The 23,254-nt window shown below is 40.2% G+C and carries 26 protein-coding genes; 16 read left to right on the plus strand and 10 right to left on the minus strand.

Annotation, left to right across the window (positions count from 1 at the left end; translation table 11 throughout):
• Window positions 1-2: 2 nt before the first annotated feature.
• Genes VFC49_RS07610 through VFC49_RS07620 form a run of 3 tightly spaced genes read right to left on the minus strand, consistent with a single transcriptional unit; the run spans window position 3 to window position 1,481 of the window.
• On the minus strand, window positions 3-560 hold the full coding sequence (locus VFC49_RS07610) for a winged helix-turn-helix domain-containing protein (protein ID WP_324735037.1): 558 nt from the start codon (window positions 558-560) through the stop codon (window positions 3-5).
• 8 nt (window positions 561-568) lie between these two features.
• Window positions 569-874: a DUF211 domain-containing protein gene (locus VFC49_RS07615; protein ID WP_013468156.1), complete on the minus strand. Its 306-nt coding sequence runs from the start codon at window positions 872-874 to the stop codon at window positions 569-571.
• Between the two features lie 28 nt (window positions 875-902).
• Window positions 903-1,481, minus strand: a complete 579-nt coding sequence (locus VFC49_RS07620; RefSeq protein WP_324735038.1) for a winged helix-turn-helix domain-containing protein — start codon at window positions 1,479-1,481, stop codon at window positions 903-905.
• Window positions 1,482-1,644: 163 nt separating this feature from the next.
• Between VFC49_RS07620 and VFC49_RS07625 the strand changes: the two genes are divergently transcribed.
• From VFC49_RS07625 to VFC49_RS07645, 5 genes are all read left to right on the plus strand, one after another.
• Window positions 1,645-3,036, plus strand: coding sequence for an acetate--CoA ligase family protein (locus VFC49_RS07625; protein WP_324735039.1), 1,392 nt, complete (start codon window positions 1,645-1,647; stop codon window positions 3,034-3,036).
• A gap of 155 nt (window positions 3,037-3,191) precedes the next feature.
• The gene (locus VFC49_RS07630) at window positions 3,192-4,349 is read left to right on the plus strand and encodes a tryptophan--tRNA ligase (protein ID WP_324736692.1); all 1,158 of its coding nucleotides are present in this window, start codon (window positions 3,192-3,194) and stop codon (window positions 4,347-4,349) included.
• 121 nt (window positions 4,350-4,470) lie between these two features.
• Window positions 4,471-5,628, plus strand: coding sequence for an ATP-binding protein (locus VFC49_RS07635; RefSeq protein ID WP_324735040.1), 1,158 nt, complete (start codon window positions 4,471-4,473; stop codon window positions 5,626-5,628).
• A gap of 50 nt (window positions 5,629-5,678) precedes the next feature.
• On the plus strand, window positions 5,679-7,028 hold the full coding sequence (locus VFC49_RS07640) for a hypothetical protein (protein WP_324735041.1): 1,350 nt from the start codon (window positions 5,679-5,681) through the stop codon (window positions 7,026-7,028).
• Between the two features lie 17 nt (window positions 7,029-7,045).
• The gene (locus VFC49_RS07645) at window positions 7,046-7,723 is read left to right on the plus strand and encodes a fumarylacetoacetate hydrolase family protein (RefSeq protein WP_324735042.1); all 678 of its coding nucleotides are present in this window, start codon (window positions 7,046-7,048) and stop codon (window positions 7,721-7,723) included.
• Here the strand turns inward: VFC49_RS07645 and VFC49_RS07650 are convergent.
• The 4 genes from VFC49_RS07650 to VFC49_RS07665 are packed head-to-tail and all read right to left on the minus strand — an operon-like array spanning window position 7,709 to window position 10,604.
• Entirely contained in the window at window positions 7,709-8,101 is a 393-nt protein-coding gene (locus VFC49_RS07650) for a hypothetical protein (RefSeq protein ID WP_324735043.1), read from the minus strand. The genes VFC49_RS07645 and VFC49_RS07650 overlap by 15 nt on opposite strands.
• 40 nt (window positions 8,102-8,141) lie before the next feature.
• Window positions 8,142-9,239, minus strand: a complete 1,098-nt coding sequence (gene trm14 / locus VFC49_RS07655) for a tRNA (guanine(6)-N2)-methyltransferase (RefSeq protein WP_324735044.1) — start codon at window positions 9,237-9,239, stop codon at window positions 8,142-8,144.
• 5 nt (window positions 9,240-9,244) lie between these two features.
• A complete protein-coding gene (locus tag VFC49_RS07660; RefSeq protein ID WP_324735045.1) occupies window positions 9,245-10,315 on the minus strand; it encodes a GTPase in 1,071 nt (356 codons plus the stop codon).
• On the minus strand, window positions 10,269-10,604 hold the full coding sequence (locus tag VFC49_RS07665; RefSeq protein WP_324735046.1) for a TIGR04076 family protein: 336 nt from the start codon (window positions 10,602-10,604) through the stop codon (window positions 10,269-10,271). The genes VFC49_RS07660 and VFC49_RS07665 overlap by 47 nt, the downstream gene beginning before the upstream one ends.
• A 101-nt stretch (window positions 10,605-10,705) precedes the next feature.
• Between VFC49_RS07665 and VFC49_RS07670 the strand changes: the two genes are divergently transcribed.
• From VFC49_RS07670 to VFC49_RS07690, 5 genes are read left to right on the plus strand one after another with little or no spacing between them, the layout of a single operon-like run.
• Window positions 10,706-12,121 carry a DUF515 domain-containing protein gene (locus tag VFC49_RS07670; protein ID WP_324736693.1) on the plus strand — a complete coding sequence of 472 codons (1,416 nt, stop codon included), beginning with the start codon at window positions 10,706-10,708 and terminating at the stop codon, window positions 12,119-12,121.
• A 6-nt stretch (window positions 12,122-12,127) separates the two neighbouring features.
• Window positions 12,128-13,168 (plus strand): hypothetical protein, encoded by a 1,041-nt coding sequence (locus VFC49_RS07675; RefSeq protein ID WP_324735047.1) that lies wholly within the window; start codon window positions 12,128-12,130, stop codon window positions 13,166-13,168.
• Entirely contained in the window at window positions 13,104-14,999 is a 1,896-nt protein-coding gene (locus tag VFC49_RS07680; RefSeq protein ID WP_324735048.1) for a CpaF family protein, read from the plus strand. Before VFC49_RS07675 ends, VFC49_RS07680 begins: the two co-directional genes overlap by 65 nt.
• Window positions 15,000-15,010: 11 nt before the next feature.
• Window positions 15,011-16,072 carry a type II secretion system F family protein gene (locus VFC49_RS07685; protein WP_056934564.1) on the plus strand — a complete coding sequence of 354 codons (1,062 nt, stop codon included), beginning with the start codon at window positions 15,011-15,013 and terminating at the stop codon, window positions 16,070-16,072.
• A 5-nt stretch (window positions 16,073-16,077) separates the two neighbouring features.
• Entirely contained in the window at window positions 16,078-16,986 is a 909-nt protein-coding gene (locus VFC49_RS07690) for a type II secretion system F family protein (protein ID WP_324735049.1), read from the plus strand.
• 4 nt (window positions 16,987-16,990) lie between these two features.
• On the opposite strand, the gene VFC49_RS07695 is transcribed toward VFC49_RS07690, so the two are convergent.
• Window positions 16,991-17,470, minus strand: a complete 480-nt coding sequence (locus tag VFC49_RS07695; RefSeq protein WP_324735050.1) for a peptidylprolyl isomerase — start codon at window positions 17,468-17,470, stop codon at window positions 16,991-16,993.
• 102 nt (window positions 17,471-17,572) lie between these two features.
• Here VFC49_RS07695 and VFC49_RS07700 point away from each other — a divergent pair, with 102 nt between their 5' ends.
• A complete protein-coding gene (locus tag VFC49_RS07700; RefSeq protein WP_324735051.1) occupies window positions 17,573-17,896 on the plus strand; it encodes a hypothetical protein in 324 nt (107 codons plus the stop codon).
• Here VFC49_RS07700 and VFC49_RS07705 read toward each other — a convergent pair.
• Window positions 17,893-18,390: a DUF2118 domain-containing protein gene (locus VFC49_RS07705; protein WP_324735052.1), complete on the minus strand. Its 498-nt coding sequence runs from the start codon at window positions 18,388-18,390 to the stop codon at window positions 17,893-17,895. The genes VFC49_RS07700 and VFC49_RS07705 overlap by 4 nt on opposite strands.
• A 73-nt stretch (window positions 18,391-18,463) precedes the next feature.
• Between VFC49_RS07705 and VFC49_RS07710 the strand changes: the two genes are divergently transcribed.
• From VFC49_RS07710 to VFC49_RS07730, 5 genes are read left to right on the plus strand one after another with little or no spacing between them, the layout of a single operon-like run.
• Window positions 18,464-19,303: a DUF4129 domain-containing protein gene (locus VFC49_RS07710; RefSeq protein WP_324736694.1), complete on the plus strand. Its 840-nt coding sequence runs from the start codon at window positions 18,464-18,466 to the stop codon at window positions 19,301-19,303.
• A complete protein-coding gene (locus VFC49_RS07715; protein WP_324735053.1) occupies window positions 19,293-19,727 on the plus strand; it encodes a hypothetical protein in 435 nt (144 codons plus the stop codon). Before VFC49_RS07710 ends, VFC49_RS07715 begins: the two co-directional genes overlap by 11 nt.
• Window positions 19,705-20,658: a MoxR family ATPase gene (locus tag VFC49_RS07720; RefSeq protein ID WP_324735054.1), complete on the plus strand. Its 954-nt coding sequence runs from the start codon at window positions 19,705-19,707 to the stop codon at window positions 20,656-20,658. The genes VFC49_RS07715 and VFC49_RS07720 overlap by 23 nt, the downstream gene beginning before the upstream one ends.
• 11 nt (window positions 20,659-20,669) lie before the next feature.
• On the plus strand, window positions 20,670-21,908 hold the full coding sequence (locus tag VFC49_RS07725; RefSeq protein WP_324735055.1) for a DUF58 domain-containing protein: 1,239 nt from the start codon (window positions 20,670-20,672) through the stop codon (window positions 21,906-21,908).
• Window positions 21,905-22,324: a hypothetical protein gene (locus VFC49_RS07730; protein ID WP_324735056.1), complete on the plus strand. Its 420-nt coding sequence runs from the start codon at window positions 21,905-21,907 to the stop codon at window positions 22,322-22,324. Before VFC49_RS07725 ends, VFC49_RS07730 begins: the two co-directional genes overlap by 4 nt.
• On the opposite strand, the gene VFC49_RS07735 is transcribed toward VFC49_RS07730, so the two are convergent.
• On the minus strand, window positions 22,321-23,151 hold the full coding sequence (locus tag VFC49_RS07735; RefSeq protein WP_324735057.1) for a carbohydrate kinase family protein: 831 nt from the start codon (window positions 23,149-23,151) through the stop codon (window positions 22,321-22,323). The genes VFC49_RS07730 and VFC49_RS07735 overlap by 4 nt on opposite strands.
• Between the last annotated feature and the right edge of the window lie 103 nt (window positions 23,152-23,254).

The raw sequence follows: 23,254 nt of genomic DNA on the forward strand, positions 1-23,254 counted from the left end.
TGTTATAGCTCCAGTAAATTCTTCATCTTTTCTGCTTTTTCGCAGAACTCACATGATTGAAGAAACACAAGCAAATTTAGCAGGTGGAAAAGTTCGATCTCTTTCAGGTCTAAATCTGCTTGGGATACTTTTTGAATAATTGGTCTTGAGTTGTCTTCTATCTCTTTTAAAATCTGGGCGGTTAATCTGAGAAATTCAGTCTCATTCTTTATCTTGATCCCAGATTTTTTGAGAATTTCAAGGAGTCTTGATGCTTCTATCCGGAGATACTGCTTTCTAAATTCCTCGATGCTTTCATCTGGCTCAACTTTGAGAAGGAAGAGTCTTGCTGTTCGGGCATAAATTCTTTCGTTTCCTTCTTGTCCTATTTCTTCAACAAAGCCTGCATTTTCAAGAACTTTGATGTGTCTGTATACTGTCGAGCGATCTTTTTTTAAAAACGAACTCAGCTCAGCGATGCTCATTGGGTGCCTTCTAAGAAGCTCAAGAATTTTAAAACGGGTAGGCTCTGCAAGTACCTTCATTTTGTCTATTTCTGTTATTATGAGAACTTCCCTCATAGTCATCACTAAAATTCGTCTAATTTGTCTTGTGGGGTTTCACTTTCTTCAATTATCCTTTTTCCTGCAGCAACCATGTCTATGCTGTGCACAACGCCACCAAATTCCTCTATTGTCCTGACTATTTCGTCGTAGTCTAAGTTATCGCCAACTATTGTTATTTTTATATTCTCCGTTTCTTTGTCAATTTCTACGAGTGTTATGTTAACCCCTTCAACTCCACGAATTTCGCTCAGTCCCAAAGCTAATTCCGTGACCATGGGTTGATGTGGTTTAAGCACATCAAGGACGAGAAGTCTGATACCTCTTGCCATTTTCTCTTCCCCTTCTCACCTCAAGTATTCACTTTTTAAGGATTTCCCCAAGTTTTTTCAGCAACTTTAATGCTTCTTCATCTCTTCCTATCTCTGCCATGCTGAGCCATTCAATGGCATGGATTATGTCCTCATTTGAAAAGTCCTTAAGTAGCTCTTCGTTTTCTTCGATCTCCTTGGAGATTTTCATTTTGTACTCATGTTCCTTTTCAAGTATCCTGTCCATTATGTTGAGCAGCTCTTCTTCATCGAATTCGTACCCAAGAGCTTTGAATATATCAAGCTTTGTTTTTAATCTTGATCTTGCAAAATACCTCAGCTCTTCATCACCAAGGTAGAGGTTTATGTAAAATGCGTCGGCTGTTCTGCCGTAATACTTTTCAACGAGGTTCCCTTTCATCTCTGTTCTTTTAACCTCAACCAGTCCAGCTTCTTTAAGCTTTTCAATGTGGTGATACACTGTCTGTGGTGTTTTGCCGAGAATTTCAGAAAGCTGGGAAATCGTCATTTCCCTGTTCCTTAGGAGTTGAAGTATTTTCCTTCTTGTGTCTTCAAGCATAAGCTTGATGACCTTTGGATCGGTAATCACTTTGACTTTCTTACTCATTTCGACCACCTAATTTTAACGTTCTAATTTTTGTTTGAACGTTTCTGCAATATAACCTTTTCGGGTTTTCACATCCAACGAGTTTGCTAACCACTAAAGACTATATTTTGACTTAGGTAAAATTTAAATTTAAAGTGAGAGAAAGCAGAACGGAGGTGGAAAAATGAACTTAGAATTTCTATTTTATCCTAAGAGTGTTGCTGTGATAGGAGCGTCGCATGTTCCGGGCAAGATAGGAAATGCGATAATGAAGTCAGTAACACGGCAGTTCAATGGAAAGATTTATGCTGTTAACGTTAAGGGAGGAGAAATTGAAATTAATGGACGAAGATTCAAGGTCTACAGAAGTATTCTTGAGATTCCAGATGAAGTTGATGTTGCTGTCATAGCTGTTCCAGCCAAGTTTGTTCCTGATGTCATAGACGAGTGTGGGCAGAAGGGAGTTAAGGGGGCAATAGTTATCTCGGCTGGATTTAAAGAAGCTGGTAGGGCGGATTTGGAAGAGGAGCTTGTAAAGAGAGCAAGAAAATGGGGTATTCGTGTGGTAGGTCCCAACTGTCTTGGAGTTACAAACCTTGAGAACGGCTTTGACTGTAACTTCAATCCACCAGAGAGACAGGCAAGGCCAAAATTTGGTGGTATTGCTTTTATGAGCCAAAGCGGTGCTTTTGGTGCTGCAATTCTTGACTGGGCTGCAAAGCACAATGTGGGAATGAGCAAGTTCATCAGCTTAGGGAACATGGCTGATTTAGATGAGAGCGACTTTATGAGCTATTTAAAGGATGATCCCAAGACAAAAGTCATAACTGCCTATCTTGAAGGTGTTAAAGACGGTAGGAAATTCTTCAAAATCGCAAAGGAAACAACCAAAACTAAGCCCGTAATAGTTTTAAAGGCTGGAAGAACTGAGGCTGGAGCTAAGGCAGCTGCTTCTCATACTGGCTCACTTGCGGGAAGTTATGCAATATATGAGGCGGCATTTGAACAGACTGGTGTTTTATCAGCTAAGAGTATGAGACAGCTCTTCAACTATGCAAAAGCCTTGACCATGCAGAAGCCAGCAAAAGGGGACAGAGTTGCCATAGTCACAAACGGCGGCGGTGCTGGGGTTATGATGAGTGATGGTTTGCTTGAGAAAGGGCTTAAGCTCGCTCAGCTCAGCGATGAAACTAATGAGAAGTTTGCAAAAGCCATAGCGGAAGGAAAGCTGCCTCACCACATGAGCTACAAGAACCCAATTGACGTCATTGGGGATGCTCCATCAAAGAGATATGAGTTGGCAATGCGCTATGCTTTGGAGGATCCAAATGTTGATGTCCTCGTCGTAATCGCTCTGTTCCAGAGCCCAGCATTGGATGAAGGTATCGTTGACGTCATGGAGAAGGTGCAGGAGTATGGAAAGCCAATAGTCTTTGTTGCTCCTGGTGGAGATTATCCAGAGAAAATGGCGCGCAGAATTGAGGAGAAAGGAGTTCCAGTGTTTGAGACTGTCGGGGATGGAGTAGATGCAGTTTATGCCCTGGTTAAATATGGAAAGTATTTGAGTGAGGTTTGACTTTTTATCCTTTCTTAACAGATAACAGAAAACTTTAAATTCTCCTCTTGCATTTTTTAAACCATGTTCGGTGATTGTTTTTGGCTCAGCTGATGCTGAAATCAAAACTCTTTTACTTGGGTTAGTCTATTTTACCAAAGCTTTTGGAGGTGCTTTTGATGGCTGAATTCAAGGTTACACCATGGGATGTCGAAGGAATGGTGGATTACGACAAGCTGATAAAGGAATTTGGAACACAACCGTTAACAGATGACCTTTTGGAAAAGACAGCCGTGTTAACAAAGAGCGAACTGCCGCTCTACTTTAGGAGAAGATTCTTCTTCTCCCACAGGGATTACGACTTAGTCCTTAAAGACTACGAAGAGGGGAAGGGCTTTTTCCTATATACGGGGAGGGGTCCAAGCGGGCCAATGCATATCGGACATATCATTCCTTTCTTCGCAACAAAATGGCTTCAGGAGAAGTTTGGAGTCAATTTGTATGTTCAAATCACGGATGATGAGAAGTTCCTATTTAAGCCAAACCTAAGCTTTGAAGACACCAAGAGATGGGCATATGAAAACATTTTGGACATAATTGCGGTTGGCTTTGATCCGGATAAGACTTTCATATTCCAAGACAGCGAATTCACGAAGATTTATGAAATGGCTATTCCAATAGCGAAAAAAGTGACGTATTCAATGGCAAAAGCCGTTTTTGGCTTCACGGAGCAGAGCAAAATTGGGATGATTTTTTACCCAGCAATTCAAGCTGCTCCAACGTTCTTTGAAAAGAGGAGATGCTTAATTCCAGCTGCTATAGACCAAGACCCGTACTGGAGAATTCAGCGAGACTTTGCCGAGAGCTTGGGATACTACAAGACGGCCGCACTCCACAGCAAGTTCGTTCCTCCTTTGACCGGATTGGAAGGTAAAATGAGCGCATCAAAGCCCGAAACAGCTGTTTATTTAACAGATGATCCAGAAGAGGCAGGCAAAAAGATTTGGAAGTTTGCCTTAACTGGCGGTCAGCCAACGGTAAAAGAGCAGAGGGAAAAAGGTGGAAATCCTGAAAAATGTGTGGTCTTCAAATGGCTCGAGATATTCTTTGAGCCGGATGATAAGGCTCTGCTTGAGAGGTATCATGCATGCAAGAGCGGAGCGTTGCTTTGTGGAGAGTGTAAGCGCTACCTCATAAAGAAAGTTCAGGAGTTCCTTAAAGAGCACCAGAAGAGAAGGGAGAAGGCTAAAGATGAGATTGAGAAGTTTAAATATACTGGAAAATTAGCTCAGGAGAAGTGGAACGAGGCAATCCCAGAGCCTTTGAGGATGTGATTTTTTCTTTTGTTTTAACGTAGTTTATAACAGCATGAGAATTTTAAGTTCTCAAGGTTTATAAATCTTTGAGAAATATAAATTCGCAATCTTTATAAATATATGAGAACTAAAAATTCTCATGATTGAGGAAGTTGCCAAATTTAACCCATGGTGGCAAGATAGAGAAGATTATCACGTCAGGCTGTGGAGGACTCAAAGGTATAGATGGAGACCAAACTGGATTGATGAGCTTTCTTTGGAGCCTTTTTCCCTCAATTTTGTCCTTGGGCCGAGGCAAGTTGGAAAGACGACAGGGATAAAAATCCTGATTTCAGAGCTTATTAAAAAAATTGAGCCTGAGAGGATCCTTTATCTCAACTGCGAAATTTTTCCTGACTTTATAACACTTAGAAAGCTCATTGAAGAATTCCTCAAAGGGGAAAAAGAACCCTTTATATTCCTTGATGAGGTCACAAGCCTAAGAGAATGGTGGAAAGCAGTCAAACCATTGATAGACGCTGGTGAGCTTGAAAATGCCGTTATTACAGTGACTGGTTCAAGTGCTTTGAAGGTTAGGCGAGATATGGAACTGTTTCCGGGGCGGAGAGGGAAAGGGAAGACTCTTGAAGTCCTGCCCCTCACCTTTAGGGAGTTTGTTGAGGTTTATGGAATTAAAAAGTGGAGACTCCACTATGATAAAGTGCTGGAGCTTTTTAATAAGTATCTTGAAATTGGTGGCTTTCCTGGAAGCATAAATGGCATGCCAGTTGATGACATTCTGGGTTCATATGTAGGGGAATTTGTTCGCTTTGATAAGAGCTTGGAAATAATGAAAGAAGTGTTCTCCTCTTTAATGCTTACTATTCCCTCTGCAACGAGCTTTCGTTCTTTGGCTGAAAAAACCTCAGGATACTCATACAAAGTCGTGCAGGATTATCTCGAATTTCTCAGAGATTTATATGTTCTTGAGTTTGCTTATCTCAAAGAAGGTTCTCGGGTTCTGTACAAAAGAGAAAAGAAGATATTCTTCAGAGACCCTCTTCTCCTAAGACTGTTTTCTTTATGGGGTGGAACTAAGCCTGTAGAATCTGCGATCTATGAAAATGTCGTTCAGGAACATCTATACAGAAAATTTGGTGAAATTTACTATTACAGAAATAGGTATGAGATTGATGCCATTGCCGATGGGGTCAGGATTGAGGTCAAGGCTGGAAAAGCCCACCGCAGGTATCCACGAAACGTCGTTGTGCTTGAGAAAGAGGACATTCCAAGATTCTTGATTGAACTTTTCTCCTGAGCAAAAACTTTTTATTTTTGTGAACTTCTTTATTATCTTGGAGAGTAACGATGAAGAAGCTTCTTTTTGTTCTCATACTTCTTGTTCTTCCCTTAGCTTCAGCTGATTATTATGTCATCTTAGATGAAGACTTGGCATATTTAAAGCCCTATGCTCAAAACATTGCAAATTTCCACAATGGAACACTCATTATTTCGGACTTTTCAAATCTTGATTTTCTTCAGGCTGACGATTATGTCCTTTTTGTTGTAAATTACTCAAAATTTAATGCAGGCTTTGTTTATTCGCTCTACAAAACACTTGATTTTGATGGTGATGGAGTTTATAATCCAATTATTGGTTTTTACCCCATGAAAAATGAAAAACAGTTTAAACTGTGGGTCGATGCTCTTGTGCACTCTACCTTTAACCACAAAGCTCTGATAGTGGAACAAGGAACAATGAACTATGAAGAGTACTTGAGATTATCAAAAAACGCCACTTTAATTTGGATTTCTGGACATGGAGATCCATACGGAGTTAATTTGCTCGGCTGGAACTTTGATTCAAACCACATGGGCAATCTAAAGGGGAAAATCTTCATCTTTGAATCCTGCAGTGTGGGACAGATATGGGAAGCTGAGAGTCCTTTGGTTCTGAATCTTTTAAATAATGGTTCTCTTGCTGTGGTTGCATCAATTGACATGGGTGGCGTTTCCTATTTGCCGGCTGAATTCTGGTTTTCCAACTACTCCATTGGAAAGCTTGCCCAGATAAGCAACGCTTACTTAGTTAAGGTTGGGGTAAAACCTAAGGTCGTCCTTTTTGGAGACCCTGCATCGAAGGCTGGGAATAAAAGCTACATAATAAAGACACCCGCAAAGGGATTCTATGCTTCTCTATTCCCAATAGTCAACGGCTGGCTCTACACTCCCGGAAAGCCAAGCCTGCTTTTGGCATTGAAAGTTTACGGTCAAATTTTCAATCCTATGGATTTATGGAAGAGCATAGTGACTGAAAGCGGAATGATGACTCTTCTACTTGCAGTCCTCTTTCTTCTACTCTTAAAGCATCAGAGGGACATAACGAAGCGCAGGATTTGGATTTCTCTCGTTTCATCTCTCGCCTCATTTCTCCTTCTTGGTTTTCTGACCTACCCTCCTCCAATCAGAATCTCAGTATTTATTTTCGTTATATGGTTCTCAGTTGCCTTGTTCATGCACATTAACAGAAAGCTTGCATTTCTGCTCCTTTTCATTCCTCCATTTGCTTTTGCTTCCATGGCTCTGTTGCTTGGGTTTTCAAGCTTCACTTACTGGAAGTTTGCGGTCTTTGCGATACTACTAAGTTCAGTGCTTGTTTTTCTGATGCTTCTGGTCTTTACCGAGGCATTGAACAGAGTTATAAATGCTGAATCCTAATGTATCACGGTGGTTACATGCTCCGCTTACCATTTAGAGATGGCTTTTATGAGATCAATCCGAGCAAAATAATATGCCTCGGGAGGAACTATGCTGAACACGCAAAGGAGTTAGGTCATGAGGTTCCAAAAGAGCCCGTAATTTTTCTTAAACCTCCTTCCGCTTTGATCGGGCCAAATCAGACAATAATTCTACCAAAAAAGAGCAGAGAAGTTCACCATGAAGTTGAGCTTGCCGTTATTATGGGGAAGAGAGGAAAGAACATCCCGAGAGAAAGAGCTATGGATTATGTGCTGGGCTATACAATTCTGCTCGACATCACCGCCAGAGACCTGCAGTGGAAAGCTAAGAGAAAGGGTCTTCCTTGGACAGTTGCTAAAGGCTTTGACACCTTTGCACCTATTGGGCCAAGAATTGTCCCAAAAGAAGAGCTTGATCCGAGTGACCTTGAAATAGGGCTGAAGGTTAACGGAGAAGTCAGGCAGCTCTCAAGGACAAGCAAGATGATTTTTAAGATTCCTGAAATAATTGAATACATCTCAAGTATAATGACCATTGAGAAGGGCGACATAATTGCAACGGGAACTCCAGAAGGTGTTGGCCCTCTAAGGCACGGCGACACAGTTGAGGCGTGGATTGAAGGGATCGGAGTTTTAAAGGAAAATGTGCTGGCGGAGAGATCAATACTGTGCTGATTTCTTTTCTCTTAGCTTTACAGAAATCCACTGCATCTTATTCTCTTCATTTTTGATAACTAAAATGTAATCTCCCTTTGGAATCTTGACATTGTTGAACTCAACACCTTTTACGTGTTCCCAAGCCTTATAGTATTCGAAGTGCTCTCCCCGCTCCATTTTTTCAAAGTTTTCTCTGGTTAAAATGTAAACGCTTACCTCCCCATCAGCTTTTATGTACCCACTTAGTGTTGAATCCTCTAAAAGATGATACATTTTGTATTCATTGAGATTTGTTTTCCACTGGTATGTATAGCTCCCGTAGTGGGAAATTAGACCATAAACTGCAATCCCGATTATGATTAGCATTGCTAATGTTGCTACAATACCTCTTCTCATTCTATCACCGAAAAGAGTAAAGAAAATCGGCTTAAAAGTTTTATTGTATGATGTAGAGATGAACTCTCAATCCACCATGTCCCACTAATCGGTGATGCAGAATCTTAAATCCATTCTCCTCAAATGCCTCTTCAATCGCTCTTTTTTCTGTTGTTAGAAAAATCCCTCTCTTCTCTAAAACTTTTGACAGCTCAGAGAAGAAGTCCATGTAAAGCTTCGGGATTAGGCTTTTCTTACCTATCTTTAGCCCATAGGGTAAGTTACTTATGGCGAAGTCAACGCTGTCAACGTATTGAGTCAGCTTTGTGGCATCTCCTTGAATGAACTCAATCCTATCCAAAACCCCAGCCGCTAAAGCATTCATTTTGGCTCCTCTTAAGTGCTTCTTGTACTTTTCAATTCCCATTATTCTTCCTTCGTATTCCCTCAAAGCCAGCTCGATCAATATAGTCCCGCTCCCGCACATTGGGTCAATAACTAAACCTGAATCCAACTCAGCAAGCTCAATCATTGCATTTGCTATTGAAGCTTTCAGATGGGCTGGATGGTCATAGACACGCCAAGGTCTCTTGTGTAAAGAAGAATCTCCGGTTGTGTCAATTCCTAAGAAAAATATATCCTCAATGAGTTCAGCTCTAAAAATCACGCTTGGATGATCTAAATTCACTTTGGGCTTTCCATATCTGCTAAGTCTATCATAAATTGCACTTCCAACTGTTTTTGCAATGTCAACGCTTGTAAACTCATGCTCACCTTTTCTAAATGGCCTAACAGCAAAGCTTTCTGTTATTTTCACGTAGTTTTCAATTGGGAGAGAGTACACGAAATCATAAATTTCTTTAAGTGCTTTTTCTGGTTCTTTACTTTCAATTTCTTTAAATCTTAACGATGCTATCTCAACTATTACACGATGCAGAAGTCGGGAATTCTCGTTGAGGAAAGTTGCTGGATTAAATTCTCTTTTTCTGCCTTTCTCATCGATGTAAAAACTCTTCCCAACTTCTGCCACTAAACGACCCTCAACTCCAAAGGGCTTTTCCTCAACACTAACTCTAATCCCTCTGCTCTCAAATAGTCTTTCAACTTCCCTTTTGGCTAAATCTTCAATTCCCTGTGAAGTGGTCAATAAGAGCCTCATCTTGATCACTCCAGAATTGCTATAACTCCTCTCCACTTCTTTCCAAAGCATTCACTCGCTATGACTTTCTTTCCAGTTAACTTTTCCAAAAGCTTTTTTGCTGAGTCGCACTTTTTAAATCCAGTTGCTATGCCCACTGTAAAGCCTTCAATTTCCTTGATCCCAACTCTCTTTACATTGCTTGGTTCAATCTTCTCCCGGAACTTCCAAAGTATTCTTCTTGGGTCAAGCAAAAGTTCTCGTTCAATCTCCTCAAGAATATCCCCATATGCCCATTGAAATTCCTCTTCCCTCTTCTCTTCCTTTCCAAATAAGGTGAATCTCCCTGTCTGCCACTCTCTAAGGAAATATCTGGCAGCTTCTTCAATGTCAATCTCTCCCCCCTTTCTAAGCAAACCCTTCTTTCTACCGATCGCTTCCAAAATCTGCTCCTCATTTTCAAACTGTTGAATGCCGTATTTCTCAGTCAAGGCTTCTTTTCTGGTATCAAGGATACGTCTAATGAGCTTTAATGCTGGCTTTACTGGATCTTCAATCTTGTCTGCTGGAAACCCTCCCTTGATTACAAGTTCATCAAAGTCATCTATCGGTACAACACCTGGGGAATCAATCAGCCAAATTTTCTTGCTGAGCTTTATAAGCTGTTTTCCTTTGGTATATCCAGGAATTGGGGCGACTCCAACGGCATGTTTACCTTTAAGGACATTAATTATTGTGCTCTTTCCAACATTTGGATAGCCAACTAATGCAACTTTAACTTTTTCTTTTCCTTCATCAAACAGCTCTTTTGCTATCTTTTTGATTTCTCTTCTCAGGATTCCAGTTCCTTTTCTTTCTCTTGCACTGATAAAAACCATCGGAACATCACTCTTTTTCTTATACTCCTCAGCCCATTCTTTAGGAACTAAATCGGCTTTATTCATAGCTATGAGCAGTTTTTTTCCGCTTTCCTTCACTAACCTCTCAACCTTTGGGTTTCTCGTTCCAATTGGATCCCTCGCATCAACTACTTCAACTACAATATCAGCCTCATCTATTACCTCTCTTACTATTCTCCACGCTTTTTTCTGCTTCATCTTTCACCACCGTTATCTCGAAAATTACAGTTCCACCCTCAGTATATGGGGGTCCGGGATCGAGACACTGCACGTAGGCTTTATCTTTCTTTCCCAGTCCAAGTTCACTTGGTTTAATACCTTTTCTCAGTGCCACGATATAAGGGATTAGGGAAGCAAATGCATGGGTACATATTGCATCTGTTTCTTCTAACTTCACTTGGGGTCCTTCAATAACTATTCTGTCACCCACTTTGAACACTGGGCATTTTCCTCTAATTTCTATGACATTTATAATCAGTTTCCCCATGATACCACCGAAATGTAAATAAGGCTTTAAGTTCAAAAGATTAATTCAGATGTGGATGGCCGACTGTAATTTTAACGATAATTCTCATGGTGGTGCTCAAGGTGTCAGAGGATATTGAAGCGAAAATTAGAAGGTTGAGAGAGTTAGGAAAGGCAACTGCCGAGCAGGAAACTAGGCCTTCCAAGCCTGCTGTGACAAGACCTCCGAGAAGAGTTTCTAAAATTGGAAGTCTTAGAGAAAGAGAAAGAAAAAGAAGAATTATAATTGGAGCTGCAATCGTGATTATAATACTCTTGGCGATTTCATTTGCCGCTTATACTTATTACCAGAATAGAACCCTCAGGGAGTTAGAGAAAGCGAAACAGCAAAAAATTGCTGAGGTCAATAGGTATTTTACAGGGGAACTTGCCAATGATACTGCCAAATTTGAGCTGATCAAACAAATTCAAGCTGCTAAAAGTATTGAGGAGCTTAACAAGATTGATGTGAAGAAAGTCTATGAGGAACGTTTGGCTGAGTTGCAGAGAAGAAAAGAGGAAGAAGCCAAGAAAAAAGCTCTTGAAGAGCTAAACAAAGCCAAAGCTCAGCAAATATCTGCAATTGAGCAAGCATTTGAACCGCTGTTGGCTCAGCCTCTTCCGGAAGATTTGAAAAATAAGGCAATTAAGAAATTAAATCAACTTAAACAGGAAGTTGAGAATGCTCAAAGTAAGGAACAAGTTCTCGCCGTTGATCCCACCCCATATCTGATGGACTTATGGAAAGAATACTATTATTACTTAATTGATTCTATTCCAACTCAAAAGGTAATTCTGAAGAAGGGTGAGGAGAAGAGAATATATACAAAAATTGAAGCCAAATACGTAATCAGTAAAATAACAGATCTCGGAGAGCTCCTTCAATATACAATTGAAAAAGCGGAAATGGTGCAAATTGCCCTTGTGTTAACAAGAGACAGGATAAACGGGGCATTTCTTTCACCGGGTGATAAGATCAAAATTTATGCTAAAAATGGTACAAAAGGCCAATACATTAAGATTGCAGATGAGGGGTATGTTGATTTGGTGCTCCTCCCTACTACAGCGGGTCAAATTTCACTGAGCGAATCTCAGAGTGAGGGAAGTACGGTTTCGACGTCATCAACTACATCCTATTCAGAATCGCACTCAACAAGCTACACTCCCGGAGATACTACAATAACAAATGCTCAAAATACAAATAACCAATATTCTACAACTCAATCAAGCAGTGACAGCTCCAGTGCATATTATAATTATAATGTCAACTTGGCTGAAGTTCTGAAAGCAATTGCAGCTGGAAAAATCGAAGCTCCAGAGGATGTTAAGGAACAACTCTCACAGTATGGATGGAAAATTATTGATCTCGAAAAAGACTCAGGCATGCTTGTGCTCGATCCTACGGCCAGATTCCTTGTAATAATCGAAGTTCCGGCTGAATTTGTTACGGACATATTAAACCATAAGGACATGATCTATATTGCAAAAATCACGGGGTGACAGACAATGAAAAGGTCTCTCCTTTCATTTTTCCTTGTTTTTTGGTTATTTGGAGCATTCTTAAATGTCTCTGTAACTGGTGAGGATTATCCTCTTCCTGGAGGAGACTACAATAATATTGGGATTAAGGCAAGTCTTTATATTGATCTAAACATAACATTGGTTAATACCGCCCCATTTCCAAAATTTGTAATCGTTAACCCATATTACGATTACATAATATACAGAGAAAATGGGGAAGTTTTAAGGGAAATTGGAAATGTGTCTTATATAACTCCTGCTTTGAACACTCTCAACTACCTTCCAGGCTTTTGGGTCAATCCGTATGAGACTCTGAAAGTTGAAGTAATGGTTAGAGATGATAACGTTATTGATCTACCATTAAAAGAGTACAAATCTGCGTTTCCACATAGCATAACTATTGTTTATCCAAACACGACTTCTGTGGTGTATTATGTTAAGACAGAGAAAGATGTGCAAAACTTTTTTTATGGCACTGTATACCCTCAATTGTTATTAACTCCTCGCTACTATTTCAATGTCCAAACTTCTTTCTTTGGAAGAGACGGGGATATTAAAATACTGAAATATGATGGGGAAGTAACTTTAGTTCTCCAAAATATTCCCAACAAGTATGGACTATTCAAGACATTATTTGCCGTTGGATTGCCGGCTGTTTTTGAGAATGCTAATCATTATGGATTTAGTCCAGAATACACCATGAGGTACAGTGAGTATGTTTCTGAATTTCTACCAAGCTTTTTAGGAGTGAAAGAGGAGCCTAAAACACAAAATGTCTCCAAAAAAGAATTTAATTTATACCCTCTATCAAACAAGCTTTTGAGTGGGAAAAAGATTGAAAACATAAAACAACCAAAAACTAAATTGGAGAGCTTTGATTACCCTGTATGGATTGTGTGGCTTGGAAGTAGTCCCCTTGAAATAAAATATCACGTATCTTGGAACAATGATGAAAAGGTGAATGCAATTGAAAGACAAAAAGAGAAAGCACTCTGGTTTGTCTTGGATAGAAGAAATCCTGAGTAAAGATGCCGCTCCTTTAGAGAATATTTTGGGAGAATCAGACAAAAAGAAGGAGTATAAATCCCGAGAAGCGGCATTTCCATTTGGGGGTGGAGGAGGGTTAGACAGTATTCTATCTGAGAAATCCACAAAAGAAGAAAAAACAAAACCTCCATTTCCATTTTTGAAAGAAGAAAAGAGTGGAGTTAAATTGGAGGATATTCTGGGAGTTCCCGAAAAGAAGCCTGTGGAACAGACATTTCCAAAGGAGGAGAAGAAAGAAACGCCCTTAACACTTCAGGATATTTTAGGAGCACCCCACAAGAGAGGTATAGTTCCTCCTTATGTTGGAGAGGTTAAAGTTCTGGATGCATATGGAAATGTACGCATTCTCAAAGTTAAAGGGGAGCCAGTACCGATATATGAACTCAGGCTTCCCGAGCTTAGTAAAGATGAAGAGAAACTTCTCAAGATGGTGAGAGATAGAGCAGTTGTTGAGATTCAGATTGATCCAGAGAGCATACCAGACATAGAAGAGAGACGGAGAATTTTCCTTAAAGCTGTGAAAAATATGGTAAGAGAGATGGCTCCTACTTTATCTGAGGGGAGAATAGAGATTCTTACTGAGCTTGTTGTTCAAAATATGATAGGGTATGGCAGACTTGACCCATTGGTGAGGGATGATAATCTTGAAGAAATAATGGTCATTGGAACTAACAAGCCGGTCTATGTGTGGCACAGAAGGTTTAACATGTGTAAAACTAATATTGTATTTAAGGATGATAGGGAGATTTTAAACATAATTGAGCGTATCGCAAGGGAAGTTGGAAGAAGGATTGATCAGCAAAGTCCACTTTTAGATGCCCGTTTGCCTGATGGAAGCAGAGTAAATGCTACCATTCCACCAATCAGCTTAGATGGCCCAACAATTACAATTAGAAAGTTTAAAAAGGATCCACTGACGATAATTGATCTTATAAAGTATGGTACACTCAATACTGATGTTGCGGCTCTATTATGGATATTTGTTGATGGATTGGGCATTAAGCCTGCAAATATCCTTGTTGCTGGTGGAACTGGTTCGGGTAAAACAACAACGCTGAATTCTCTTGCAATGTTTATTCCACCAAGTGAAAGAGTTATCTCCATTGAAGACACTGCAGAACTTCAGCTGCCAATAGAACATTGGGTCAGGTTAGAAACAAGACCCCCAAATGTTGAGGGAAAAGGAGAAATTACGATGGATGATCTTGTTAAGAACACGTTGCGTATGAGACCTGATAGAATTATTGTCGGTGAGGTCAGAGGGCCAGAGGCGAGAACAATGTTTACTGCAATGAATACGGGACATGATGGTTGTATGGGCACAATCCACTCCAACTCAGCAAGAGAAACGATTGTCAGGCTTGAGAGCCCACCAATGAACGTTCCAAGAATTATGATACCTGCTTTGGATATTATCATCATGCAGATCAGGTACCATAGTAGAAAAAAGGGAACAATAAGAAGAATCACAGAAATTGCTGAAGTCTCGGGAATTGAGGGCGAAAGTATTCAGTTGAACAAGTTGTATAAGTATGACCCGGCTAAGGATGAACTTGTTGCAACAGGGGTTCCAAGCAGGTTTATGAATATTTTGGCTCAGCACACCGGACTAAGCCTCACTGAGCTCGAAATTGAAAAAGAGAAGAGAAAACTCGTGTTGGAGTGGATGATAGAGAGAGGAATAAGAGGTATTGAGGAAGTCGGACACTATATAAGACAGTTCTACATAGATTCAGAAGAGCTTCTTAAGAGAATTGAGAGAGAAAGTACATCTGCTGAACTTGCAAAGAAAGTTAAGAGCTTTATTTAAGGTGGTGGCTGTTGGGAATTGGTAAGAAAATAACTGATATCTTCGAAAAAATTGGCGAAAAAACTCTGGAACTTAGTGAGAAACCCATTAGACGAATTCCTCAAGGAAAAAGTATTCAAGAGAGGCTTCAGGTACTCAAGAAAATGCAGGAGGAAGTCGAAAAAGAAAGAAAAGAAGAGAGGGAAAAAGAAATTGAGGAGCTTGTAGAATGGAGGGAGAAAGAACTTCAAAAGCCCTTTTCTGAAAGAATTGCAGAAGCAGTATTAAAGTATTTCAGTGGTCCAGTTAGATCTTTGACAAAGTCGTTAAAGGGATTGGAGTATGACCTGTATAGGGCAAACATTAGGATGAGTAAAGACAAATATGTGGCATTGATGATTGGAGTCAGCATCATTTCAAGTATTTTTACATTCTTAGTTGGAGTTCTCCTCATGCTCCCCGTGGATGTTTCAGTGTTATTAGCACTTCTTGGATTCATTGGTGGATTCCTCTATATGAGGAATTACCCCAGAATTGTGTGGAAACACAGGGTTGCAGAGGTAGAAAGAGCAATGCCTTATGTTCTTAGGCATTTAGCATCTTTGTTGAGTGCTGGGGTCGGCATTGCAGAGGCAATATTATCGGTTGCAAATTCAGATTATGGTGTGATTTCAGAGGAATTTGAGCTTATAATCAGGGATATGCGTGGTGGTGCATCCTTTGAGGAGGCGTTAACAAGATTTGAAGAGAGAATGGCATCAGAAAATGTGAGCAGAGTTGTGAAGCAAATGCTGAGGGCAGTAAAATTTGGAGGGAATTTATCGGGAATACTCTACAAGCTGGCCGAGGACTTTTCATTTGAGTACAGAATGAGGCTTGTGGAGTACGTTCAAAAAGTCAATGGGTTAGCATTCGTTTACATGTTTATAAGTGTCGTTATGCCCACAATGCTTGTGGTTGCCGTATTGGCGGCATCAATAATGAATAAAAGATTGATTATGCCTATTCAAGGATTGGCAGTGGTACTGCTTTTTGGCTTTCCAGCAATGGCGTTTCTGATGGTTGTGATGATAAAACGCAGTGAGCCGAGGTGAGTAAAATGGCCAGGGTTAAAATTACCCCTTATCTCGTTAAAATTACGGAAAAAGTTATCCCCAAGAAGCTCTTAAAAAAATATGATCTGCTTTTATATTCTGCAGGAATAGCTTTTAGAGCAAGTGAATACCTGCTGATGTCGTTCCTTATATCTATAATCATTGGGACAGTATTGTCAATGCTTAACTCCATTTATGGAGTTGTAGCTTTTATTGTAACGCTGATTAGCACAATTTGGGTATATCCCTATTGGAGAATCGTCAAAAGGATTGAGGATATGGAGCAGATGCTTCCCGATGCTTTCTTCTATTTAGCAAGTTCTCTTAGAGCTGGCATCTCATTCTCAGAAGCATTGGAAGAGCTCACTACAGCAAAGTTCGGAGCATTAACTGAAGAGTTTAGAAAAACAGTTGCAGAAATCAAAAAGGGCAGACCAACTGTGGAAGCATTAAAAGCGTTTGCCCTAAGGAACAAAAAATCTTCAGTGATATACAGATCAATGATGATTATAATTGAAGCACTCGAAAGGGGTGCACCAATGGCTGATGTTCTCGTTTCGGTTGGCAATGATGTTCGTGAAATTTTGAGAATCAAAAAGGAGAGAAAAGCTTCAACTGGAATGCAGACAATGTTCTTCATAATCGCGAGTGGCTTTGTGGGTCCATTGATTCTTGGAGTTGTGTCCCAGGTAATTGCTGGACTGAGCGGTGTTGGGGGCTCAGTAATCCTGCCAATCTCATCTATAAAAAACATACTTTTGATATTTGTTGCTTTGCAAGCAATAATCTCGGGGATAGGAATTGGAGTAATAAGAGAGGGAAAGTTTTTGGGAGGCTTAAAATACAGTGCAGTGCTGGCAGTTATGGGAGTTATAGTGTTTAACCTTGCTGGCTCTATAAATCTGGGTATTTAGGGTTTTAGGCTTCCTGTTTTTCTTCTGCTTTTTGGATGTCGATTATTTCAACTTCAAAGATCAAGATTTTCCCAGCAAGCGGATGGTTGAAGTCCAATGTAACATTTTCTTCGCCCACCTCTGCGATTCTTGCTATCCCGCTGTCTGTCATGACATACATGTCCTTAACAGGCTCTATTCCCGCGTTTTCGAAATCTGAGCGGGGCACATTGATGATGAGTTCCTCCTTGGGCATTCCATATCCAAGCTCTGGGGGTATTGTTATGGTTTTCTTTTCCCCAACTTCCATTCCAATTAAGGCTTCATCCAGCCCAGGAATCAGTTCGCCAACTCCAACATTGGCACCTATTGGTTGATATTTGCGATCTTCAACGTAAATGCCAGCTTCCTTAGCGATGTCTTCATAACTTGTATCAAAAACTTCCCCATTTTCAAATCTTCCAATGTAGTTGAAAACTACAAAGTCTCCTTTTTCAACTTTCATTTTTTTCACCAAACCTTCTTGATAATCCCCATAGTGATAACACCTTTATAACGTTTTTGGTTAATATTATACAAGTTTGGGAAAAGTATATATACAATGCTGATGACTGATATTTGGAGGTTGTATGTTATGGGATACTTTGCTGAAATGCTTAAAAGAGAGTTTGAAGAGCTCAATGTTGAGGAGATTTACACAACCAAGCTTGGGAACAGGGATATAGAGATTCTGGAAGTCAGCGTTTATGGAACCAAGTTTCTTGCAATGTTTCAGAGTGAGGAAAAGAAGCACGGACTTTATCTTTGGTCGTTGATAATAACAAGTGCAAACAACACAAGGACGATTCAGGGCATGGATAAACTTGATACTTTAAAGATGAGGATCAAAGAGAATGTGAGGGCAATAATGGAAGGCATGGAAAAGAGTTAATCTTCCGGAAGCAAATAGTAGAGATAATGCGGCCTATTTGTGAACTCATCTATAAAGACCACAACGCCGTTCTTTGGCGGCTTTAGGTAGTGAACCTCACCCTTTTTTGTTGTTATGGCGGCAAATGCATCACTTCTTCTTACCCTATTACCAACACCTGCGATTAAAGTTGATACATAACCTTCAACGGGCAGGATCATTAACTCATCGCCTTTGTACAGTCTAATCTCTGTTCTCCTATCTGGCAAAACAATTATAGCATCGCAGAGCATTTTGTGCTCATATTTATCAACATAAAAGTGAAATCTATCATAAACTTCTTTTTTCAAAATTTTTGCCCTTTCTATGTCTATGAACTCTGGAATCCTCTCTCCCTTTTTGAGTCTCACTTCAATGTTTCCCTGAATGATTATGCAGTTAACTTTAGCTCTTCCTTCTTTATCAAAGCACTCTTCATACGAGGACTCCACATATAATTGAGGTATCCTTTCCATACATTAATCACCTAACTTTTTCAACAATGTAAAACTTTTTAAGTTTATCCGTCATAACTATTGTTTGGTCAAAATGAAACGAAAAGGCCTAGCATTGTTCTCAGTGCTGTTTCTCTTGATGGCGCTGATAATGAGCGGCCAGGCCAAAATAGAGGAGATTCCAAAAGGTTCACAAAATTATTATTGGGTTGGTCTGTTTTTTGGAATCACCGTGATAGCCGCGGGCTTTATTATTATCCAGATACTTCTGAGCTGGCAAGATCTGCCTACAAAAGGGAGAAAGGAGGGAATTAATTGGCAAATAATAGTTGCAATTTTTGCTGGAACTCTGGTTTTTGGTTCTCCCTTGCTTTTTATGGCATTCAAAATTCAGTTCTCTTCGATAACAGGAAATAATACTACAACACAAGGGGTGTATGTTGTTAACGGAAGCTATCATGTAACGTATTACGAAAAATACTTTAGAAATCCTGTTTTTCAAGGATCCTCCAATGTGAGAGTTATGCTTTATGGTGTGTTTGGGGTGGTTTCTGCCACTTTGGTTTATCTCTCAATGGCATTTTACAAAGACTTAAATGCCAAGAGAAAAATAAAGAAGCTTAAAAAGGAAGTTCAGGAGTTTGATAAAAGGCTTAAAGAAGATGGAATTTCATTCATCGGAAATCCCAAAGATATTGTTGTCAAGCTATACAAAAATGCTGTCATATGGCTTGAAATTTTGGGAATTCCCTACAGAGAAAGCTGGACCCACTGGGAACATGCGGAGAGAGTAAGATACAAACATGACGCTTATGTTGAGCTTGCACGACTTTTTGAAAAAGCCAAATATGCTCCAGAAAAAGTGACGATGGAAGATGCCAAAAGGGCTTATGAACTTTACCTAATAATTAAAGGTGAGGGACATGAGAGTTAGCAAAGCTTTATTCCTTGCAGTTCCCTTTGCTTTAATGGCATTTCTATCTGGTTCTTATTTGGTGAGATGGCTGGGTGTTATAATTGCCGGTGTTATTCTGAGTGTAGTTCTTTTTGGCTTTGAAATTCAAAGTGAATACATCCCACGAAGAAAGCGAAACTTGATTTCTGGCAAAAGTGATCTTGAAAGGTTGACTTCTGTTGTTAAAAGAGCAAAAAAAGGGAAAATGGCAAGAGAAATTATTGCTGAGGAGATTAGAGAAATTTATGCTCTCCTCTATGATGAATACACCCATTTTGACCTTAAGTCAAATCCTAATGAAGCATTAAGACTTCTCTACTCTGAAGGCGACTTTTATGAAAATTTGAAAAAAGCCTTGGAAATCGTGGAGGCTGATTTGAATGAAGATAGAAGAAGTGCATGAAAAAGGGAAACTGATATTGAATGAAGTTGGAAAAGCAATAGTTGGCAAAGAGGAAGTTCTTAAGCTCATATTGACGACAATCCTTGCAGATGGGCACATTTTGATTGAAGATTTGCCGGGATTGGCAAAAACACTTATGGCAAAGAGCTTTGCAACAGCCTTGGGGGTTAAGTTCAGAAGAGTTCAGTTTACACCTGATTTATTGCCCTCAGACATTTTGGGTGTAAGCGTCTTCAACCAGAAAACATTGGAATTTGAATTCAGAAAGGGCCCGATTTTCACAAACATATTATTAGCTGATGAAATTAACAGAGCTCCGCCAAAGACTCAATCCGCACTATTGGAGGCAATGCAGGAGAGGCAGGTGACGATTGAGGGTAAAACGTATTATCTGGACAGGCCATTTGTTGTTATTGCAACTCAGAACCCAATAGAGCAGGAGGGGACATATCCATTGCCAGAAGCTCAGCTTGACCGTTTTCTTGTCAGACTTAGAGTTGGTTATCCAACAAAGCAGGAAGAAATTGAGATACTTAGGAGAAGAATTGAGAGAAAGAAGGAAGAAGTTGATATTAATCCAATAGTGACTCCAGAAGAAGTTGTTGAAATGCAGAGAGCTGTTGAAGATGTTTATGTCAGTGACGCAGTATTAGAATATATAACCGACATCGTAAAAGCCACAAGGGAAAACAAGAGGGAAATTGATATTGGTGCTTCCCCGAGAGGGAGCTTAGCTTTACTTAAGCTCTCGAGAGCTTACGCTGCTTTGGAAGGAAGGGACTATGTGATTCCAGACGATGTTAAGAAGGTTGCAGTGCCTGCTCTAAGCCATCGTTTGATACTGAAGAGAGAGCTCTGGTATACAAGGGTTAGTCAGGAGAGTGTCATGGAGAGGATTTTAGAGAAAGTCCCGGTTCCGAAGTTTGAATGAAGGGGATTCTTATGGAAAGAAAATTCCAGCCTACAGGAAAGGCAGAGCAGCTGTTGCTTGCCTTATGGCTTTCAGTGATGGTAGCTTTTTTCATGCTACGCTGGGATATGATTTACCTTACACTACCCATCCTATGGCTTTTCTTTGTTGCAATGACTTTTTTCAAACCAAGGCTTGACGTTGAAATCAAAAGAATTTTGCCTCATGACAGAATTCTTGAAGGGAGTGAAATAGAGATAAGGCTGAAGATTAAGGCAAATGAGAGGATCCCAAGCTTAAAAATAGCTGATGACCTGCCAAAGGGTCTTGAGCTCGTTGAAGGCAAAAACGAGTTTTTGCTCTCCTTTACAAGAGGTGAGGAAAAGGAGGTATCTTATAAAGTCAAAGTCAAACGCGGCATTCATGAGTTTAATTTCATTAAGCTCAGCTATCAAGATCCATTTGGCTTTTTCAAGATAGAAAAAACAATAGATTTGTACGATGAACTTATAGGTGTTCCGATAGTTGAAGATGTTGTAACGCCGTACTCAACTAAAGGAACAAAGATTACAGTTGGGCCTCTGCCTTCTCCAAGAATCGGGGAAGGGGTTGAGTTTCACGCGATTAGAGAATACCAGCCCGGTGATCCGTTAAAGATAATCAACTGGAAAGCAACTGCAAAGACTGGAAAAATAATGAGCAACGAGTATGAAAGCGAGAGAAAAGTTGATGTAATTTTAATCGTCGATGCAACATATAAGGGGGAGAGCACCTTTGATCATCTGATAAGAGCTGCTGCTTCATTCATGCTTGACTGCCTCAACAGTGGAACAAGCTTTGGGCTTTTGCTGGCTGAGGACGTTCCATTGTGGATTAGAGTAGATTATGGAAAGAGGCACTTCTTCAAGTGCATTGACTTTTTGAGCATGGCAAAGCCAGATAAGAACAACATGATAGCCTACCAGGTTGAGCATTTGGTTAGGAGCAGATTCCCAGCAAGAGCACAGATCCTATACTTTTCACCGCTTATAACTGAGGAAGGTAGAAAAGCCTTAAATGTGTTGTATCGCTACGGCTACAAAGTAGTTGTCATTAGTCCTGATCCATACTCAGCACTTAAGCCTAAGAGTGTGGAAGAAGCTTTAGCCTTAAAGATACTTCAGCTCAAGAGAAAAGCTCATTTAAGGAAGCTTGCTGCGTATGGTATAATAATAGACTGGGACGTTAATAAACCTCTTAAAACAGCGATGGCGGAGGTAGTTAGGATATGAAAAAGCCAAGGATAAGATTTTCGCCGATACCTTTGATTATTCTGGCATTCCTCTTGCTCAGCTACCCGAAGATTCTGCCTGTTTTAGTCTTGGCTTTACCGGCATTTTTGTCCTACTTCCTTGGAGTGCTCTTTTTAGTGTCTTTCATAATTTTGCTCCTTTACTACAAAATTAGGGGAATGTTTGGTGTTCTTTTAGTTGCTTTAGCTCTGCTCTTTGTGGAATCTGCATATTTGGATAGAGAAAAAGCGCCAAGAGAGCATTATTTAATTTTGACGGTTTCAGTTCTCTTAGCCCTGCCGACTTATTTGTTCATCAGGACTTTAGCAGTAGCAATGCCCCGTTTGGAGGTTACGGCAGTTGCGATGCTGATACTCCTTACCCTCTATGCCTTTTCGAAAGTTGTTACTGACTAAATGCTCCAACTTCCTTTTTTCTTCAGAACTTCCCTTGCTCTAAAGAGCCCCTGAGCAACGCATTCTTTCAATGACTTTCCCTTTGCATAATATGCTAAAAATCCACCAGCAAAGGCATCTCCTGCCCCCGTCGGATCAACGATCTCGTTTATGGGCAATGCCTTAAACTCTGCAAACTTCTCTCCATCATAGACGAGGACGCCTCTTTCTCCTCTCGTTATCACAACAATTTTGGCTCCCCAGTCATGGAGAACTTTCGCTGCTTCTTTGATGTCCTCGGTTTTTGTTATCACTCCTGCTTCTCTTTCGTTTGGAAAAATTATCTCTGTGTTTTCTACTATCTTTTTCAAAAGCCCGGTTTTTGCTTTATAATCCTCCATATAAGTTGGGTTGAAGTCGAGGCTTATCCTTTTGCCCTTTAGGCGTTTAACTAATTTCAGCTGCTCTTCGGGTGGGATTGGTGCTATGTGGAAAACCTTGGCATTCGTGTATTCTTCGGGAATTTCAATTTCACCCATCCTTTGAGCAACACCCATATCAACGGGAGCATCAACAGTTCCGTCCTCATGATATATCATGTAGATGTGAATTGTTCTCCCTTCGAGAATGTAAACTCCCCTAATATCCAAGATTTCGCTCAGCTTTTTTAACCACTCTTCTGGAAAATCCCTGCCAACCTTAGTAACCAACCCAACTTTTGCACCGCTTAGGGCTGCTGAAGTAGCAACGGCAGCAGCAGCTCCTCCCGGTTGCAGAATCTCTTCTCTTCTGGGAAACCTGATATGATCTATTGAGACATGACCAATGACAACCAAATCTAACTCCATGTTGCCCTCCCCTAACTTGACAGATTGCTTTATTTATCTTTTGGCTGTTGAGTAACCCTTTTCTACTCCCCTTATTTCGTTCAGATGATCATCGAAAAGATTT

The sequence above is a fragment of the Thermococcus sp. SY098 genome, from assembly GCF_035621495.1.
Taxonomy (GTDB): Archaea; Methanobacteriota_B; Thermococci; order Thermococcales; family Thermococcaceae; genus Thermococcus_B.

What these genes read in the sequence shown, in the direction of transcription:
- VFC49_RS07680 (WP_324735048.1), top strand. Translation starts at nt 13,104, where the DNA reads ATGCAATTGAAAGACAAAAAGAGAAAGCACTCTGGTTTGTCTTGGATA.
- VFC49_RS07705 (WP_324735052.1), bottom strand. Translation starts at nt 18,390, where the DNA reads ATGGAAAGGATACCTCAATTATATGTGGAGTCCTCGTATGAAGAGTGC.
- VFC49_RS07690 (WP_324735049.1), top strand. Translation starts at nt 16,078, where the DNA reads ATGGCCAGGGTTAAAATTACCCCTTATCTCGTTAAAATTACGGAAAAA.
- VFC49_RS07615 (WP_013468156.1), bottom strand. Translation starts at nt 874, where the DNA reads ATGGCAAGAGGTATCAGACTTCTCGTCCTTGATGTGCTTAAACCACAT.
- VFC49_RS07720 (WP_324735054.1), top strand. Translation starts at nt 19,705, where the DNA reads ATGAAGATAGAAGAAGTGCATGAAAAAGGGAAACTGATATTGAATGAA.
- VFC49_RS07735 (WP_324735057.1), bottom strand. Translation starts at nt 23,151, where the DNA reads ATGGAGTTAGATTTGGTTGTCATTGGTCATGTCTCAATAGATCATATC.
- VFC49_RS07695 (WP_324735050.1), bottom strand. Translation starts at nt 17,470, where the DNA reads ATGAAAGTTGAAAAAGGAGACTTTGTAGTTTTCAACTACATTGGAAGA.
- VFC49_RS07610 (WP_324735037.1), bottom strand. Translation starts at nt 560, where the DNA reads ATGAGGGAAGTTCTCATAATAACAGAAATAGACAAAATGAAGGTACTT.
- VFC49_RS07715 (WP_324735053.1), top strand. Translation starts at nt 19,293, where the DNA reads ATGAGAGTTAGCAAAGCTTTATTCCTTGCAGTTCCCTTTGCTTTAATG.
- VFC49_RS07700 (WP_324735051.1), top strand. Translation starts at nt 17,573, where the DNA reads ATGACTGATATTTGGAGGTTGTATGTTATGGGATACTTTGCTGAAATG.
- trm14 (WP_324735044.1), bottom strand. Translation starts at nt 9,239, where the DNA reads ATGAGGCTCTTATTGACCACTTCACAGGGAATTGAAGATTTAGCCAAA.
- VFC49_RS07645 (WP_324735042.1), top strand. Translation starts at nt 7,046, where the DNA reads ATGCTCCGCTTACCATTTAGAGATGGCTTTTATGAGATCAATCCGAGC.
- VFC49_RS07675 (WP_324735047.1), top strand. Translation starts at nt 12,128, where the DNA reads ATGAAAAGGTCTCTCCTTTCATTTTTCCTTGTTTTTTGGTTATTTGGA.
- VFC49_RS07640 (WP_324735041.1), top strand. Translation starts at nt 5,679, where the DNA reads ATGAAGAAGCTTCTTTTTGTTCTCATACTTCTTGTTCTTCCCTTAGCT.
- VFC49_RS07725 (WP_324735055.1), top strand. Translation starts at nt 20,670, where the DNA reads ATGGAAAGAAAATTCCAGCCTACAGGAAAGGCAGAGCAGCTGTTGCTT.
- VFC49_RS07660 (WP_324735045.1), bottom strand. Translation starts at nt 10,315, where the DNA reads ATGAAGCAGAAAAAAGCGTGGAGAATAGTAAGAGAGGTAATAGATGAG.
- VFC49_RS07620 (WP_324735038.1), bottom strand. Translation starts at nt 1,481, where the DNA reads ATGAGTAAGAAAGTCAAAGTGATTACCGATCCAAAGGTCATCAAGCTT.
- VFC49_RS07665 (WP_324735046.1), bottom strand. Translation starts at nt 10,604, where the DNA reads ATGGGGAAACTGATTATAAATGTCATAGAAATTAGAGGAAAATGCCCA.
- VFC49_RS07650 (WP_324735043.1), bottom strand. Translation starts at nt 8,101, where the DNA reads ATGAGAAGAGGTATTGTAGCAACATTAGCAATGCTAATCATAATCGGG.
- VFC49_RS07710 (WP_324736694.1), top strand. Translation starts at nt 18,464, where the DNA reads ATGAAACGAAAAGGCCTAGCATTGTTCTCAGTGCTGTTTCTCTTGATG.
- VFC49_RS07625 (WP_324735039.1), top strand. Translation starts at nt 1,645, where the DNA reads ATGAACTTAGAATTTCTATTTTATCCTAAGAGTGTTGCTGTGATAGGA.
- VFC49_RS07635 (WP_324735040.1), top strand. Translation starts at nt 4,471, where the DNA reads ATGATTGAGGAAGTTGCCAAATTTAACCCATGGTGGCAAGATAGAGAA.
- VFC49_RS07730 (WP_324735056.1), top strand. Translation starts at nt 21,905, where the DNA reads ATGAAAAAGCCAAGGATAAGATTTTCGCCGATACCTTTGATTATTCTG.